Raw genomic sequence first — 16002 nt, forward strand, 5'->3', positions numbered from 1 at the left:
CGGGGCACGGAACCCCACCCCGTCGGGTGATGGGAACCGATATTCGGTCTGACCAGGTGAATGGTCCCATCAGCCGGAGGTGCCGCACTCGGATATCAGACCAGAGGTTTGCGCAGAGCGGCCATGAACATCGCGTCGGTGCCGTGCCGATGCGGCCAGAGCTGGACGCCGGGTCCGGATCCGAGCCGCGGCACCCCCGGCACGAGTTCGCGGGTGTCGAGCTGTTCGACACCGTGCCGGCGCACCGCGTCGGCGACGATCGCGACGGTCTCGGACATGTGCGGCGAGCACGTTGCGTACAACACGACGCCGCCGGGCCGCAGCAGCCCGATCGCCGACGCCAGCAGTTCCTTCTGCAACCGCACGAGTTCGGCGACATCGCCGGGCTGCCGCCGCCAGCGGGCCTCGGGACGACGGCGCAGCGCACCGAGACCGGTGCACGGTGCGTCGACGAGGATGCGGTCGTAGCCGCCGTCGAGACCGGGGTCACGACCGTCGGCCACGTGCACCGTGACGGGCAGGCCTCGGGTGGTCTTGCGCACCAGGTCGGCCCGGTGCTCGACCGGTTCGACCGCGTCGACGGTGAACCCGTCGAGGTCGGCGAGGGCGCCGAGCAGCGCCGCCTTGCCGCCCGGACCGGCGCACAGGTCGAGCCAGCGGCCGTTGTCGTCCCCGTCCAGGGGCGCCAGCGTGAGGGCACGGGCGACGAGCTGGCTGCCCTCGTCCTGCACCGCAGCCATGCCTTCGCGCACCGCGTCGAGCCGGCCGGGGTCGCCGTGTTCGAGGTGCACCGCGTACGGCGACCACGGACCGACCTCTCCCCCGGTCGCGAGCGCGAGTTCCTCGGCGGTGATGACGCCGGGCCGTGCCACCAGGTGCACGATCGGCCGTGCGTCGTCGGCGGCGAGGACCTCCTGCAGTTCGCCTGCGTCGGCGCCGAGGGAGTTCGCGAATGCCTGGGCGATCCACACCGGGTGCGGGTACCGGAACGCGAGGTGGCCGACCGGGTCGCGTTCGGGGTCCGGAGCGAGCTCGGCGACCCATTCGTCCTCGGTCCGTTCCGAGACCCGACGCAGCACGGCATTGACGAAACCCGCCCTGCCGGAACCGAATTCGGATCGCACCAGGTCGACACTGGTGGCGACTGCCGCGTGCGGGGCGACGCGGGTGCGCAGCAACTGGTAGGTGCCGAGGCGCAACGCGTCGAGCAGCGGGCCGTCGATCTCGTCGACGGGACGGTCGGCGGCGGAGGCGATGACGGCGTCGAGCAGACCCTGCGCGCGGGCGGCGCCGTAGGTCAGTTCGGTGGCCAGCGCCGCGTCGCGGGTGTCGAGGTGACGCTCGCGCAGGAGCCCGGGCAGCACGAGGTTGGCGTAGGCGTCTCGTTCGCGTACCGCGCGCAGCACGTCGCGGGCCGCGACGCGCGCCGGGTCGACGGCGGACTGTGAGGGCCGGCGGGCCTGCCGCGGCTTGGAGTTGCGGTCGCCGGGACCGCGCTGCGATCGGCGGGCCGGTCTGCGGGATTCGGTCACTGTGCACGCACCTTCGGGTCGAGTCGGGCGCCGCGGGCCCAGTCCGCGGCGATCATCGCCTTCTTGCCGGGGGGCTGTACCTGCCCGAGTTTCACCGCGGTGGTGGCGGTGCCGACGAGCACACCGTTCTTGCGGATCTCGATCTCCCCCGGTTCGAGGGTCTCCTCGGTGATCGTCACCGGCCCGACTTTCACTCGCAGATCACCGATCATCGTCCAGGCTCCCGGCGCAGGCGTGACCGCGCGGATGCGCCGATCGACGACGTGCGCCGGATGCGTCCACGTGACCCGGGCGGACTCGACGGTGACCTTCGGTGCGTAGGACACCCCGTCGGAGGTCTGCGGAACGGCAGTGAGCAGCCCGTCCTCGAGTCCGTCCAGCGTCGATTCCAGCAGTCCCGCTCCGGAATCGGCGAGCCGGCCGAGCAGGTCCCCGGCGGTGTCGGCAGGCCGGATCGTCTCGGTCACCACCCCGTACACAGGGCCGGTGTCGAGGCCGGCCTCGAGGCGAAACGTGCTGGCGCCGGTGATCTCGTCGCCAGCGGCGATCGAAGCCTGAACGGGGGCGGCGCCACGCCACGCCGGCAGCAGCGAGAAGTGCAGGTTCACCCAGCCGTGGGCGGGGATATCGAGCACGGGCTGCGGCAGCAGCGCACCGTAGGCGACCACCGGGCAGCAGTCCGGGGCGAGTTCGGTCAGCCGGGCCACGAACTCCGGGTCCCGCGGCGATTCGGGGGTGAGAACCTCGATGCCGTGTTCGTCGGCGAGCTGCCCCACCGCCGACCGCACGACCTTGCGGCCACGCCCGGCGACCGTGTCGGGGCGGGTGACGACGGCGACGACCTCGTGCCGGGACGATTCGATCAGTCGGCGCAGCGACGGAACGGCGGGTTCGGGTGTGCCCGCGAAGACGACCCTCATGTCAGCGCACCGCCCGGGTGCGCCGGACCGGGCGGCAGCGCCGCGGTGAGGTGATGAACCGGACGACCGAACTTGTCACGAATACTGCTCCCGGGGATTCGACGATGATGCCCCACAGTCTAGGGACCGTCCCGGCCCGGATCGGACACCGACTGCGCCGTCAGAAGTTGCTCTCCAGGATGACTTCGGGAATGCCGGTCCCGAGCGCCACCGGCACACACGGGCCGAGACCGTAGGTGTCCGGGTCGAGGGTCTGCCGGATCAGCGCGAGCGAGAAGTTGTCGTACGGCATGTTGAAATGCCCGGTCAGGTTGTCCGGGCACAGATCCTGGATCACCAGATTCACCGCGCCGGGCCCGTGCAGGGCGACGTTGCTCGGCGGCTGGATCACTTCGTCGACCCGGGTGCCGATGGTGGTGTACTCGACGCCGGGCACCGTGTCGGTGGGGTTGTTGAGTTCGGTGAGCAGTTCCGATCCCTGCGCCTGTTGCACGAGCGCCACCGAGAATTCGTCGGCGACGATGTCGGACGCGCCCGGGATCTGCCCGGCGATGGGTCCGAGCCCGTAGAAGGTGCCTCCGTAGCTCGGTGAGGCCACCCCGATCCACCGGTCGACGGCGGGGGCGCCTCCGAGCCGGTTGATGTAGTACCGGGAGACGGTCGCGCCCTGCGAGAACCCGACGACGTCGACCGTCCCCGCGCCGGTCTCGGCGCGCACGGTGTCCACGAAGTCTCCGAATTGCCGTGCACTGACACGGATGTCGCCGGTGCCGTAGTCGTCTGCTCCGGGTGCCTTCCCGAAGTTCAGCGCGTACACGCACCATCCGGAGTCTTCGAGCAGCGGCGCCAGCGCCGCGAAATCGGTGTAGCTGTTCGAGTCGGTGCCGTGCGCGAGCACCACGGGGCGCGGGTGCTGCGCGGACGGGATGCAGGAGAAGTCGTTGGAGCCCGGTGGGGCCGCGTCGGGGTGACTCTCCGCGTAGGCCGATGCCTCCGCGGAACTCGTGGCCGGGGGCGCCGGGGCGCGGGGCACGCTCGCGGTGGATCCGGCCGGCTCGGCGGTCGCTGGGACGGCGCCGAGGAGCGCGGCGCACGCGACCGCGAGTACTGCGCTGGTTCGTCCTCCACCGGCCATGTTCGCGCCTTTCGACCTGACCGCAACCGCTGGGCCCCTTCGGGACTCGCCACCGCCGCGGCATCCTGCCGAAGAGTCTAGGGGGAACCGGCAGGCTGCGGAGGCCGTGCGCCGCAGCCGGCGCCGAACGGGAGTCTCGGCCGCGCGGCTGCGTTTGGATCCGGCGCATTCGGGTACCGCCGCAGGCATGACCGCCGCCGACCGTATTCGCGATCCCTGGGCCTCCGCACCCCCTACGCGCCGGGTGAGCCGTGGCCGATCCGGGTGGACCGCTACCTGGCCGACGGGCTGAGCGAGGACGACGTCGACGACTGGGTGCAGTCGGCGACGATTCTCCGCTCGAACGGTGACGGACTGGACATCGCTGTCAAGGACGGTCGGATCGTCGGGGTCCGCGGTCGCGCGGCGGACCGGGTCAATCACGGCCGTCTGGGACCGAAGGACCTGTTCGGTTGGCAGGCGAACGGCTCCCCCGACCGGTTGACCACTCCGTTGATCCGGGGTGACGGCACGCTCGTGGAGACCGACTGGGACACGGCGACGGCAGCCGCGGCGTTGAAGGAGTCGTTCGCGTGCGACGGCCAATCCGGCTCCTACACCGACATCGATCACGCCGACGTCATTGCCCTCTACGGCCACAACATGGCCGAGACGCAGACCGTGCTGTGGTCCCGGGTGCTCGACCGGCTCGCCGGCCCGAATCCGCCGGCCGTGGTGTGCGTCGACCTGCGGGAAACGCCGGTCGCACGGGCTGCCACGGTGCACCTCGCGCCCAGGCCGGGCACGAACGTGATGCTGATGACCGGGCTGCTGCACGAGATCGTGCGCAACGGCTGGATCGACCGGGGCTACATCGAGGCGCACACCGTCGGCTTTCCCGAACTGGAGAAGCAACTCGGGGACTATCCGCCGGGACGGGCCGCCGAGGTGTGCGACGTCCCGCTCGACGACCTGCTGGAGGCGGCGCGCGTCCTGGGCCGCGCCGAGCGTCTGGTGTCCACCGTGCTGCAGGGCTTCTACCAGTCCCACCAGGCCACCGCGGCGGCGGTCCAGGTCGACAACGTCCACCTGATCCGGGGCATGCTCGGCAGGCCCGGATGCGGGTCCTGCAGATGAACGGCCAGCCCACGGCGCAGAACACCCGCGAGTGCGGCGCCGACGGCGATCTGCCGGGGTTCCGGAACCGGGCCAACGACGCGCACGTGCAGGATCTGGCCCGGGTGTGGAACATCGATCCGATGCGGATTCCGCACTACACCGCGCCGACGCATCTGATGCAGATGATGCGCTACGTCGAGGACGGCTCGATCCGGTCCCTGTACGTCAGCGGGACCAACCCGGCGGTGTCGCTCCCGGAGCTGGGCCGCGTCCGGGACATCCTCACCCAGGAACGCCTGTTTCTCGTGGTGCAGGACATCGTCCTCTCCGAGACGGCCCAGCTCGCCGACGTCGTGCTCCCGGCCGCGACGTGGGGCGAAAAGACCGGCACGTTCACCAACGTGGACCGGACCGTGCACCTGTCGGAGAAGGCTGTCGACCCGCCCGGCCGCGCCCGTCCCGACCTGGACATCTTCGTCCGTTCCACTACGACTACTGGGACACCCCGGGCGGCCACGGGCCGGGTGACGGCGAGGGCCGTGCCGCGAACGAGCTGACCCTCACCGACTGGGATCCCGCTTCCAAACAGCCGTTGTTCAAGGGCGGGGCGGCCCGCGTCGAACGTCTCCGGGCCGGGAACGACATTCCGTCCGCCGCGCCCACGACGACCGCATCGAAGCCGGTGGGCGCAGCCGTCCCGGAGACCGCCGGCGGCCCCGCGGCCACCGACACCGAGACGTTCGCCGAATCCCCCGGCGGCGCGCCGGTGAACACCGGAGGCGCGCAATGAACAACCGCGCAATGAACAACAAGGTGGGGCTTGCGATCCGGGAGCTGCACCGTGCCGAGAACGCTCTGGCGAGGCGGTTGCTGCAGATCTCCGACCGGCACAAGACCGATCACGAGGTCTTCCATCTGGGGCGGGACCTCGCGCGGTGGTCGCAGCAGCACGTGCGCGAACTCGCTCGTGTCGGGCGGGACGACGACCTCGATCTCGACACCGAGCCGGCGGAGGACCACAACATCCTCGCGGCGCTCCGGGAGAAAGGCAGCGAGCTGATCGGCCGGCATCACGATCCCGCGCTGCTGTTGCTGCGCGACCTGCGCGAGATCCACCGCGCGGCGGCCGGGGTCTCCCTCGGCCGGGAGATCCTCGCCCAGACCGCGCAGGCCCTGCCGGACAGCGAGCTGCTCGACACCGCAGAGCGCTGCCATCCCCAGACCCTGCGCCAGATGCGCTGGGCGAATGCAAAGCTCGAGGAGAGTGCCGCCCAGATCATGGTGACGGGGTGAGGACGTGCGGGGGCTTGTGCCGCGCGGTGCGTGACGATGCCGACATCTCCACGGGAACCTTTCCCCGGGTGTGGTTCGTCCTATTCTGTGACGACCCGTTGTCACCGATCACAGAGAGAGCCATGCGACGCGCCAAGCGCAAACCTCGAAGACCCCGCCCGCCCCATCGTGACGGGAACCCCGCCACCGCCGGATCGGCATCCGCATGCTGACCGCCCTCGGAATTCTGCTCGGCATCCTCGTCGTCCTCGCCATCACCGCCCTCACCGGCTACTTCGTGGCCCAGGAATTCGCGTACATGGCGGTGGATCGCTCCCGCCTGAAGGCCCGCGCCGAAGCCGGCGACGCGACCGCCGCCCGCGCCCTGGCGGTCACCCGCCGCACGTCGTTCATGCTATCCGGCGCCCAGCTCGGCATCACCGTCACCGGTCTGCTCGTCGGCTACGTCGCCGAACCGCTCATCGGTAGGGGCCTCGGCGAACTGTTCGGCGGCGTCGGTGTTCCCACCGCCGTCGGGGTGGCGGTCGGCACCGTGCTCGCGGTGCTGTTCTCCACCGTGGTGCAGATGGTGTTCGGCGAACTGTTCCCGAAGAACCTCGCCATCGCGCGACCCGAACCGGTGGCCCGCTGGCTCGCCCTGTCGACCACCCTCTATCTGAAGCTGTTCGGCTGGTTGATCGCCCTGTTCGACGCCGCGTCGAACCTGCTGCTGCGACTGCTGCGGATCGAACCCGTGCACGACGTGGAGCATTCGGCCACCGTCCGCGACCTCGAGCACATCGTCGCCGAGTCCCGCGATACCGGGGATCTGCCGCCGGAGCTGTCGACACTGCTCGACCGCATCCTCGATTTCCCCACCCGCACCGCCGAACACTCCATGATTCCCCGCGCCCGGGTGGACGTCGTGCACGTGGACGAACCCGTCGACCGGGTGCTGGCGAAGATGAGCGGCGGCCACACCCGCTACCCGGTGGTGGGTACCTCCACCGACGACCTGCACGGCGTGGTGCACCTGCACGACCTGCTCGAACGCGACCGGACCGATGACACCGCCGGATCCGTGCACCGGCCCGCCGTGATCGTGCCGACCACGCTGCCGCTGCCGGACGTCCTCGCGCGCCTCACCGAGGCCCGCGAGGAGATGGCGCTGGTCATCGACGAGTACGGCGGATTCGCCGGGGTCGTCACCGTCGAGGACATCGCCGAGGAACTGGTCGGGGAGATCGCCGACGAGCACGACCCCGAGTCCGACACCGCGGTGATCGTCCGCGCCGGCGACGGTTGGACGGTGCTCGGCACCGCGCACCTCGACGAGGTCGGCCGCACCCTGGGCCATTCACTGCCCGACGGGGACTACGAGACCCTCGCCGGTCTGGTCATCGCCGAGTTCGGCGGCCTTCCCGCCATCGGCGACCGCGTCGAGATCCCGCTGGCCGCAGATCCCGCCGAGCTGGTGAGCGCTGCGCGTATCCCGCACCGCACGCTCGTCGCCGAGGTTCACGCCGTCGACAAGCACGTGCCGTCCTCGCTGCGCGTCACCGTCCGCACCGACCCCGAGGTGAACACCGATGAGTAACCCCTGGATCGTGCTGGTGACGACGGTCGCGCTGATCGCGGCCAGCGCATTCTTCGTTGCCGTCGAGTTCGCCCTGATCGCCGCGCGGCGGCACCGCCTCGAGGATGCCGCCCAGCACAGCCGCGCCGCGCGGGCCGCGTTGCGCAGCGCGACGGAACTGTCGGTGCTGCTCGCCGGCTCCCAGCTCGGTATCACGGTGTGCACCCTGGCGCTGGGTGCGGTGACCAAACCGGCCGTGCATCATTGGTTGACCCCCCTCGTCGCGGGGTGGGGTGCGCCGATGTGGCTCGCCGACGTCGCCGGGTTCGTGTTGGCGCTGATCATCGTGACGTTCCTGCACCTGGTGGTCGGTGAGATGGCACCGAAGTCGTGGGCGATCGCGCATCCGGAGAGGTCCGCGACGATGCTCGCGATCCCGATGCGCGTGTTCATGTGGTTCACCCGCCCGGTCATCGTGCAGCTCAACCGGATGGCGAACTGGTGCCTGCGCAAGGCCGGCGTGGAGCCGGTCGATCAGGTGGCCACCGGCCAGGACCCGGACGCGCTGCGGCACCTGGTCGAGCATTCGGCCACGGTCGGAACTCTCGACGAGCGCTATCACGGGCATCTGACCAGCGCCCTGGAATTGGAGGCGCTGACGGTCGGCGACATCGTCGTCCCGAACGACCGGCCGAGCAGCGTGCCGCCGGATGCGTCCGGTGCTCAGATCCGGGAGACCGCCCGCCTGACCGGGCACCTGCGGTTGCTGGTCCGCGGCAACGGTCACGTCGACGGGGTGGTGCACGTGCGCGACAGCCTTCACGCCCCGGAGGTGCGCGCCGCCGAACTGATGCGCCCCGCGCTGACCGTCGAGGCTGCGGTCCCGGTGTACGAGGCGTTGCGCACCATGCGGGAAACCCGAAACCACCTCGCCACCGTCACCGACGGTGGGCGGGTCGTCGGGTTGATCACGATCTCGGACGTGCTCCAGCGTCTGCTGCCGACCGCCGGGGTGCGCTGACGCGCCCGTGTGCCGTTGTGGCGTCCTGAACCGCCACAACGGCACACGGGGGGTCCGAGACCGGCCGGAACCAGTCGGTCACCCGGCCGAGCAGGTCGGGATCGCCGGCCGCCGTCACCGAACCGTCCCCGAAGGCGTCCGACCATCCGCACCGTCCCCTGGCGAGCGCCAGCAGCGCCGGCAGCGAAGACTCCAGGTACACGTAGCGGCTCGCGTCCAAGAGCGGGTCCGTGAGACACCCGTACGGTTCGACACCGCGCTGCAGCACGAGCCAGTACCTGCGGTCGTACCGATGGTGCAACCGAAGTTCCAGGACGACGGGCCGCTCGGGCGCGCGGCCGGGGTCCACCCGCTGCGCCAGCCAACCGAGCACGATGTCCGGGTCCCGGTCCAGCATGCCGGGGTCGTCCGGGAGCCATGTGTCCGCCCAGACCCGCAGCGAGCCGAGGGTCGCCATCAAGCCGTCACCGACCGCGGTGAGGCGGTACGCCGCGCGCGCCCCGGGACCCTCCCCGCGTGACACCAGCCCGAGCGTTTCCAGGCGGCGCAGTCGATCCGCCAGCACCGAGCGCGAGATGCGGCCGGGCAGCGCGGTGGCGAGGTCGTTGAATCCCTGCGGCCCGACCATCCCCAACTCTCGGACGATGAGCAGACTCCATCGGTCGCCGAGGTGCTCGATGGCCTTGGTGAACGAGCAATATCCGACGAACTCGCTCGAGCCCACCACACGAGTGTCCCACCGACGCGCAGCCTCGGGCGGTTCGAAGTTCGAACTGGCCGTACACGGCGGGACGGCAGATTCTGGCAGCAGCACGAAGCTCACCCCAGGAGTCACGATGACTGTCCAGCCGAACACACCGCACGTGCCGAGGCACCCGGACCGGCTACGAGAGGGGTACGACCGGATGGTTCGGGCGGCCGGCGTCGACGGCCGCTTCATCCGGCGACGGTCGGCCCAGGTACACGTGATCGAGGCCGGCGACGGGCCGCCGGTCGTTCACCTGCACGGCAACAACACCTCGTCGCTGTCCCATCTGATGCTGCTCGAGCACATGCCCAGAGCGCGCTCCTACCTCGTCGACCGACCGGGATTCGGGCTCAGCGATCCCGACCCGTTCCCCCGCAACGGTTTGCGGCAGTGGGCGGTGGCGTTCCTCGACGAGGTCCTCGACGAGCTTGGGCTCGGGGCGGCGGTCCTGGCCGGCGCATCGGGAGGTGGGAGCTGGTCGGTCTGGTACGCCCTGGACCGCCCCGAACGCGTCCGCGGCCTCGTCCTGGTCGGGTCCGTCCCACTGCTTCCCGGCGCCCGGATTCCCGCGGGCATCCGGCTCATGGCGACACCGCTGCTGGGTGGCTTCCTCGGCCGCACGGTGAAGCCGGGCCGGCGGACGCTGCTCCGCCTGATGTCGTCGATGGGTGAGGGTGACACCATCCTGCGGTACCCGGACCTGTTCGCCTCACTTCTCGACGCCGCACACGATCCGGTCGCCACCGCAGCCGACACTGCCGAGTTCCGGGCTCTGCTGTCGCCGTTCGGGGTGCGCTCCGGCGCCCGGATCCGCCCGGACGAGCTGCGGCGCCTGCCCGTGCCCACCCTGATGATCTGGGGTGACCGCGACCCCGTTGTCCCGGTGGCCGACGCGCGGTCGGCCGCCGACCTGATACCGAACGCTCGCCTCGAGGTTCTGCCGGCGGGGCACGTACCGCAGCTCGGCAACCCCGCACGGGTGGCCGAGCTGATGGAAGGATTCACCCGGTCCTGTGCGACCCCCTAGCCGATCCTCGGCGGATCCATCTGCACACGCAGAGGCCCGTCGGCACGCCGGGCGGTGCGCGCGGCCTGCGCGTCCCGCAGTGCCCGGCCGAGCGCCCGACCGCGTCCGCGGCTCACCCGGACGAGCATGCGGTGCACCTCGTCCGGTTCCGGATCGTCCGCGCCGAACGGCAGCCGCTGACCGGGTGGCAGCGGTACCGGGCCGAGCACCTCGGCGTCGTCCGGCAGCACCGTGGCCTCGAGCAGCTCCGCGACCGCCGCGGCGGTGCCGTCGATCGCGGCCATGTGCACGGTGGGCGGGAATCCGACCTCGGCGCGCTCGTCGAGCTGCGATCGCGCGTGCCCGATCGGATCCCAGCGCACCAGCGCCTGCACGGTCGGGATCCCCGAGTCCGCGACGACCACGACCTGGCCGCCGTCCCGGAACGGCCGGACCAGCGACGACGCGGTCAGCCAGCGCCGCAGGGTCTCCTCGGCGGCGCGGAGGTCGGCGCGGCCGAGCAACGCCCAGCCGTCGAGCAGCAGCGCCGCCCCGTACCCTCCGGGTGCGACGGGTTCGGCACCGACCGTCGAGACCACCAACGCCGGTCCCTCCGGGGCGGTGGCCTTGACGTCGGAGCCGCCCGAGGTCACCACCGGCACGCCCGGGAACGCCCGGCCCAGTTCCTCGGCGGTCCGCCCGGCCCCGACGACGACCGCGCGCAGCGACCGGGCACCGCACACGTGGCAGCGGTGGGTCGCGTCGGCGACTCCGCACCATCGGCAGGCGGGGATCGCGGCGCCGTCGGGCCCGCCCGCCGTGGGCAGCGCGAGCGGGCCGTTGCAGTGTCGGCACCGCGCCGGCGCGCGGCATTTGCCGCAGGCCAGCGCGGGAACGTACCCGCGGCGCGGGACCTGCACGAGCACCCCGCGACCAGCCCCGAGCGCCGCGCGCGCCGCGGCGAACGCGATGGCGGGAATGCGGGCGGCCCGCGCCGCCGGGTCGCGGGCGAGGGCGTGATCGCTGTCGGCCAGCGCCGTCACCTTCGGCGCCCATTCGCGGATCACCGCACGCGGGGCGGTCAGGTCGTGCGCCCACCCGGAGTCGACGAGCGCCTGGGTTTCGGCGGTGCGGGCGTGCCCGCCGAGCACGACCGCGGCACCGGCTGCGTGGGCGCGCAGCACCGCGACCTCTCGTGAGTGCGGGTACGGGGAGCGTGGTTCGGCGTGCAGGTCGTCGCCGTCGTCCCAGACGACGAGCAGTCCGAGGTTCGGGGTGGGGGCGAACACCGAGGCGCGGGTACCGACCACGATGCGCGCGGTGCCGCGCAGCGCGGACAACCAGCGCCGGTAGCGGACGGCCGGTCCGAGTCCGGCGCTGAGCCCGACGACGTGGTCGGCGCCGGCGACGGTTTCGCAGGCGGCCAGGACCCGGTCCAGGTCACGTTGATCGGGCACGACGATCACCGCGGCGCGCCCACCGGCCGCGGTGAGCGCAGCGAGCTCCGCCAGGCGTCGTGGCCAGTCCTCGCCCGGGAGTGCCTGCCATGCCGCGCGCGGCGAGCGACCGGCGGCGAGCGCGTCGAGGAAGTGGTCCCCGAACCGGTAGCGCGTCCATGCCTGCCGGTCGATGTCCGGCGCGGCCGGCGGGGACACCGCGACGGGCGTCTCGGCTTCGACACGGGCGTGGCGCGGCGGCACCGCCAGGCGCAGTACGTCGGCGCGGGTACCGGCGTAGCGGGTGGCGACCTCGTCCGCGAGGGCTGCGATCTCGTCGGTCAGTACCCGTTCTGGTGACACGACCCGGTCGAGCCAGCCGAGACGTCCCGGATGGTCGCTGGTAGCGATGCGGGAGAGCAGGAAGCCGTCGACGAGCCGACCGGAGAACCGGACACGAACGCGGACACCCGGCCGGGCGTCCGCGTCGAGTTCACGGGGAATCAGGTAGTCGAACTCGCGGTCGAGGTGCGGAAGCGGCAGCAACGGGAGTATCCGTGCCACCGGATCCGTCTCGGCGGCGAGCCTGTCGGCACCCACCCCTCGGTGACCCGCCGGTCAGAGGCCGGCGGCCGCGCGCAGTTTCTCGGCGCGGTCGGTGTTCTCCCACGGCAGGTCGATGTCGGTGCGTCCGAAGTGGCCGTACGCGGCGGTCTGCGCGTAGATCGGCCGCAGCAGGTCGAGGTCGCGGATGATCGCGCCCGGCCGCAGGTCGAAGACCTCGATGATCGCGGCCTGGATGCGAACCGGGTCGGTCTTCTCGGTGCCGAAGGTCTCGACGAACAGGCCGACCGGGGCGGCCTTGCCGATCGCGTAGGCGACCTGCACCTCGATGCGGTCCGCCAGGCCCGCGGCGACCGCGGTCTTGGCGACCCAGCGCATCGCGTATGCGGCGGAGCGGTCGACCTTCGACGGGTCCTTGCCGGAGAACGCGCCGCCGCCGTGGCGGGCCATGCCGCCGTAGGTGTCGACGATGATCTTGCGGCCGGTCAGGCCCGCGTCGCCCATCGGCCCGCCGAGGACGAACGAACCGGACGGGTTGACGAGCAACCGGATGTCCGAGGTGTCGAGTCCGGCGAGGTTGGGGTCGGCGAGCACCGCGTCGACGACGTGGGTGTGCAGGTCCGGGGCCAGCAGGTTGTTGAGGTCGATGTCCGCGGCGTGCTGCGTGGAGATGACGATGGTGTCGAGACGCACCGGGGTTTCACCGTCGTACTCGATGGTGACCTGGGTCTTGCCGTCCGGGCGCAGGTACGGCAGCACCCCGGTCTTGCGGACCTCGGTGAGCCGATGTGAAAGCCGGTGGGCCAGCGAGATCGGCAGCGGCATCAGTTCCGGGGTGTCCGAGCACGCGTATCCGAACATCAGGCCCTGGTCGCCGGCGCCCTGCTTGGCGACCTCGTCGTCGGTCAGCGTTCCGGACCGGTGCTCGTGGGAGACGTCGACGCCGCCGGCGATCTCCGGGGACTGCGCACCGATCGCGATGTTCACGCCGCACGAGTTGCCGTCGAAGCCCTTCGACGACGAGTCGTAGCCGATCTCGAGGACGCGGTCGCGCACGATCTTCGGGATGTCGGCGTACGCGGAGGTGGTGACCTCGCCGACGACGTGAACCTGACCGGTGGTCACGAGCGTCTCCACCGCGACACGGGCGCGCGGATCCTCCGCGAGCAACGCGTCGAGGACGGAGTCGCTGATCGCGTCACAGATCTTGTCCGGGTGCCCCTCGGTCACGGACTCACTGGTGAAAAGCCGACCGCCGGTCTTGCTCACAGAACTCCCTCTCGACTGAAAATGTCTAGCTCGAATGGACAGCATCTAATCACTGAACGCCGTAACCGGGCCGGGGCCCTGCCACCACCTCGACGCTACTGTCCCACGCACGCGGACGCGATAGTTAAATTCATCAGCTTTTCGGTCGGTCCGCCGGCGCCAGCAAGGGACGCAACGCATCGAGGACACGGCTGGCCATCAGCGACTTCGAACCGTGCGCGAGCGCGGTCTCGGATCCGTCGGCGGCGAGCAGCCACCCGTCGTTGTTGTCGACCTCGAACGCCTTGCCGTCACCGACGGCGTTGACGACCAGCAGATCGCATCCCTTGCGGGCCAGCTTGGCGCGGGCATAGGTGAGCACGTCGCCGTGCTCGTCGCCCGTCTCGGCGGCGAAGCCGACGATGACGGTGCCCGCAGAGAGACCGCCCTCGGTGCGGGCTTCGACCAGTCCGGCGAGGATGTCGTCGTTCTTGGTCAGCGCGATCGAGTCGGGTTCGCCGGCGCCCTTCTTGATCTTCGTGGTCGCGAGCGTGGTGGGCCGGAAATCGGCGACGGCAGCGGACATGATCACCGCGTCGGCACCGGCGGCATACTTGACGACCGCGTCCTGCATCTGCGCGGCGGTCTGCACGCGCACGACGTCGACCGCGGCGGGATCGGTGAGCCCGGCGACGGCCCCGGCGATCAGGGTGACGTCGGCGCCGCGTTGGGCGGCGAGCCGGGCCAGCGCGTAGCCCTGCTTCCCGGAGCTGCGGTTGCCGAGGAACCGGACCGGATCGAGCGGTTCGCGGGTGCCGCCGGCCGAGATGACCAGCTTGCGGCCGACCAGGTCGCGCGGCAGCGCGTCGGCGCGTTCGAGCAGCAGCGTCGCGAGCCCGAAGATCTCCTCGGGTTCGGGCAGCCGGCCGGCGCCGGTGTCCTGGCCGGTGAGCCGGCCCGAGGCGGGTTCGACGACGACGACACCGCGTCGGCGCAGCGTCTCGACGTTGTCGACGGTGGCCGGGTGCTCCCACATCTCGGTGTGCATCGCCGGGGCGAACATCACCGGGCACCGCGCGGTGAGCAGCGTCGCGGTGAGCAGGTCGTCGGCGCGACCCTGCACGGCCCGTGCCATGAGGTCCGCGGTGGCCGGGGCGACGACGACGAGGTCGGCTTCCTGGCCGAGCCGCACGTGCGGAACCTGCGGGACGTCGGTGAAGACGCCGGTGTGGACGGGGTTGCCGGACAGCGCCTCGAAGGTGGCGCGACCGACGAACTCGAGCGCGGATTCGGTCGGGACCACCCGGACCTGGTGGCCGCTCTCGGTGAAGGCGCGGATCAGCGCACACGCCTTGTAGGCAGCGATGCCGCCGCCCACGCCGATGACGACGCGGCGGCGGCGCTGCCCGAACTCCGAGGTCTCGTCGAGGCTCTCCACGGTGAGCGGACTCACTCGCCTTCGGTGTGCTCGAGCAGGTCCGTGTGGATCTCGCGCATGGCGATCGACAACGGCTTCTCCTGCAGGCCCGGCTCGACCAGCGGGCCGACGTACTCGAGGATGCCGTCGCCGAGCTGGTTGTAGTAGTCGTTGATCTGGCGGGCGCGCTTGGCCGCGTAGATCACCAGCGCGTACTTCGAGGAGGCGCGCTCGAGCAGCTCGTCGATGGGCGGGTTGGTGATACCCAGCGGGGGGTCGTAGACCGGAAGCTCGTTACCCGCAATGTCGGTCGCGGCTGCCTGGATGCTGCTCACTCGGTGATCTCCTGAGTATTCGCGGGAAAGAAATAGGGGTGGCCGACCGCCGGAGGACGTTGCTAGCTGGAGCGCGGTCCGGACCCGGCGTCGGGTCCAACCAACAAGGATACCAATTCGTCGCAAGCCCGGTCGACGTCGTCGTTGACGATGACGGTGTCGAACTCGTGCTGCGCGGCCAATTCGGTGCGGGCCGTCTCGAGTCTGCGCGTCACCACGTCCTCCGACTCGGTGCCGCGGCCGGTCAGCCGGTCGACCAGGACCTCCCAGCTCGGGGGGGCCAGGAAGGCCAGGACCGCTTCGGGCATCGCGGCCCGCACGGCGCGGGCGCCGGCCAGGTCCACCTCGACCAGGACAGGACGTCCCGCGGCGAGCGCGTCGCGGACAGGAGCGGCGGGAGTACCCGATCGTTGCAGTCCGCCGTGGATCTCCGCCCACTCGAGCAGGTCCCCGGCGTCGATCATCCGGTCGAACTCGGCGCGACCCACGAAGTGGTAATCCTCGCCGTCGACCTCCCCCGGCCTCGGATCCCGGGTGGTCGCCGAGACACTGAACAGCAGGTCCGGCACCCGGGAGCGCAGGAGGCGGACGACGGTGGACTTACCGACCGCGGAGGGGCCGGCCAGAACAACCAGCCGGCCCCTCCGCGTCACGGGTGCGCTGTCCGACACGGGCTGTGCGTCAGCTACCACCG

At 71.2% G+C, this 16002-nt stretch carries 14 protein-coding genes and 1 pseudogene; 6 read left to right on the forward strand and 9 right to left on the reverse strand.

The genetic code is table 11. The features are described 5' to 3' along the window. Positions 1 to 95: 95 nt before the first annotated feature. The 3 genes from RZ1_RS01695 to RZ1_RS01705 all read right to left on the reverse strand — a co-directional run bounded on the left by RZ1_RS01695 (position 96) and on the right by RZ1_RS01705 (position 3587). The gene (locus tag RZ1_RS01695; protein ID WP_072808589.1) at positions 96 to 1532 is read right to left on the reverse strand and encodes an RsmB/NOP family class I SAM-dependent RNA methyltransferase; all 1437 of its coding nucleotides are present in this window, start codon (positions 1530 to 1532) and stop codon (positions 96 to 98) included. Further along, complete coding sequence (gene fmt, locus RZ1_RS01700; RefSeq protein ID WP_072808591.1) at positions 1529 to 2452, reverse strand: methionyl-tRNA formyltransferase; 924 nt, start codon at positions 2450 to 2452, stop codon at positions 1529 to 1531. Before fmt ends, RZ1_RS01695 begins: the two co-directional genes overlap by 4 nt. A gap of 160 nt (positions 2453 to 2612) precedes the next feature. After that, positions 2613 to 3587 carry an esterase/lipase family protein gene (locus tag RZ1_RS01705; protein ID WP_072808593.1) on the reverse strand — a complete coding sequence of 325 codons (975 nt, stop codon included), beginning with the start codon at positions 3585 to 3587 and terminating at the stop codon, positions 2613 to 2615. Positions 3588 to 3774: 187 nt separating this feature from the next. On the opposite strand from RZ1_RS01705, the pseudogene RZ1_RS01710 reads away from it, so the two are divergent. The 5 genes and pseudogenes from RZ1_RS01710 to RZ1_RS01725 form a co-directional block, all read left to right on the forward strand. Further along, positions 3775 to 5164, forward strand: a pseudogene (locus tag RZ1_RS01710) (molybdopterin-dependent oxidoreductase); the annotation flags it as partial. Positions 5165 to 5277: 113 nt separating this feature from the next. Then, positions 5278 to 5475 (forward strand): hypothetical protein, encoded by a 198-nt coding sequence (locus RZ1_RS30905; RefSeq protein ID WP_218020425.1) that lies wholly within the window; start codon positions 5278 to 5280, stop codon positions 5473 to 5475. After that, a complete protein-coding gene (locus RZ1_RS01715; RefSeq protein ID WP_238072447.1) occupies positions 5472 to 5978 on the forward strand; it encodes a hypothetical protein in 507 nt (168 codons plus the stop codon). The genes RZ1_RS30905 and RZ1_RS01715 overlap by 4 nt, the downstream gene beginning before the upstream one ends. A 205-nt stretch (positions 5979 to 6183) precedes the next feature. Next, entirely contained in the window at positions 6184 to 7554 is a 1371-nt protein-coding gene (locus RZ1_RS01720; RefSeq protein WP_072808595.1) for a hemolysin family protein, read from the forward strand. Further along, a complete protein-coding gene (locus tag RZ1_RS01725) occupies positions 7547 to 8554 on the forward strand; it encodes a hemolysin family protein (RefSeq protein ID WP_072808596.1) in 1008 nt (335 codons plus the stop codon). Before RZ1_RS01720 ends, RZ1_RS01725 begins: the two co-directional genes overlap by 8 nt. On the opposite strand, the gene RZ1_RS01730 is transcribed toward RZ1_RS01725, so the two are convergent. Further along, on the reverse strand, positions 8502 to 9278 hold the full coding sequence (locus RZ1_RS01730) for a winged helix-turn-helix transcriptional regulator (RefSeq protein WP_169917824.1): 777 nt from the start codon (positions 9276 to 9278) through the stop codon (positions 8502 to 8504). The genes RZ1_RS01725 and RZ1_RS01730 overlap by 53 nt on opposite strands. A 112-nt stretch (positions 9279 to 9390) precedes the next feature. Between RZ1_RS01730 and RZ1_RS01735 the strand changes: the two genes are divergently transcribed. Continuing rightward, a complete protein-coding gene (locus RZ1_RS01735; protein WP_169917826.1) occupies positions 9391 to 10329 on the forward strand; it encodes an alpha/beta fold hydrolase in 939 nt (312 codons plus the stop codon). On the opposite strand, the gene RZ1_RS01740 is transcribed toward RZ1_RS01735, so the two are convergent. From RZ1_RS01740 to gmk, 5 genes are all read right to left on the reverse strand, one after another. Continuing rightward, positions 10326 to 12344, reverse strand: a complete 2019-nt coding sequence (locus RZ1_RS01740) for a primosomal protein N' (protein ID WP_174565147.1) — start codon at positions 12342 to 12344, stop codon at positions 10326 to 10328. The two genes, RZ1_RS01735 and RZ1_RS01740, sit on opposite strands and share 4 nt — an antisense overlap. 18 nt (positions 12345 to 12362) lie before the next feature. After that, positions 12363 to 13577 (reverse strand): methionine adenosyltransferase, encoded by a 1215-nt coding sequence (gene metK / locus RZ1_RS01745; protein ID WP_072808602.1) that lies wholly within the window; start codon positions 13575 to 13577, stop codon positions 12363 to 12365. 133 nt (positions 13578 to 13710) lie between these two features. Beyond that, the gene (coaBC, locus tag RZ1_RS01750; protein ID WP_238072344.1) at positions 13711 to 15009 is read right to left on the reverse strand and encodes a bifunctional phosphopantothenoylcysteine decarboxylase/phosphopantothenate--cysteine ligase CoaBC; all 1299 of its coding nucleotides are present in this window, start codon (positions 15007 to 15009) and stop codon (positions 13711 to 13713) included. Beyond that, positions 15006 to 15308, reverse strand: coding sequence for a DNA-directed RNA polymerase subunit omega (gene rpoZ, locus RZ1_RS01755; protein ID WP_068158322.1), 303 nt, complete (start codon positions 15306 to 15308; stop codon positions 15006 to 15008). The genes coaBC and rpoZ overlap by 4 nt, the downstream gene beginning before the upstream one ends. Before the next feature lie 62 nt (positions 15309 to 15370). After that, positions 15371 to 16000 carry a guanylate kinase gene (gene gmk, locus RZ1_RS01760; RefSeq protein ID WP_072808604.1) on the reverse strand — a complete coding sequence of 210 codons (630 nt, stop codon included), beginning with the start codon at positions 15998 to 16000 and terminating at the stop codon, positions 15371 to 15373. Positions 16001 to 16002: the final 2 nt, after the last annotated feature.

Origin of the sequence: Rhodococcus zopfii NBRC 100606 = JCM 9919 (genome assembly GCF_001895025.1) — a bacterium.
Classification (GTDB): domain Bacteria; phylum Actinomycetota; class Actinomycetes; order Mycobacteriales; family Mycobacteriaceae; genus Rhodococcus; species Rhodococcus zopfii.

What these genes read in the sequence shown, in the direction of transcription:
- RZ1_RS01725 (WP_072808596.1), top strand. Translation starts at nt 7,547, where the DNA reads ATGAGTAACCCCTGGATCGTGCTGGTGACGACGGTCGCGCTGATCGCG.
- RZ1_RS01720 (WP_072808595.1), top strand. Translation starts at nt 6,184, where the DNA reads ATGCTGACCGCCCTCGGAATTCTGCTCGGCATCCTCGTCGTCCTCGCC.
- RZ1_RS01735 (WP_169917826.1), top strand. Translation starts at nt 9,391, where the DNA reads ATGACTGTCCAGCCGAACACACCGCACGTGCCGAGGCACCCGGACCGG.
- RZ1_RS01715 (WP_238072447.1), top strand. Translation starts at nt 5,472, where the DNA reads ATGAACAACCGCGCAATGAACAACAAGGTGGGGCTTGCGATCCGGGAG.
- RZ1_RS01705 (WP_072808593.1), bottom strand. Translation starts at nt 3,587, where the DNA reads ATGGCCGGTGGAGGACGAACCAGCGCAGTACTCGCGGTCGCGTGCGCC.
- fmt (WP_072808591.1), bottom strand. Translation starts at nt 2,452, where the DNA reads ATGAGGGTCGTCTTCGCGGGCACACCCGAACCCGCCGTTCCGTCGCTG.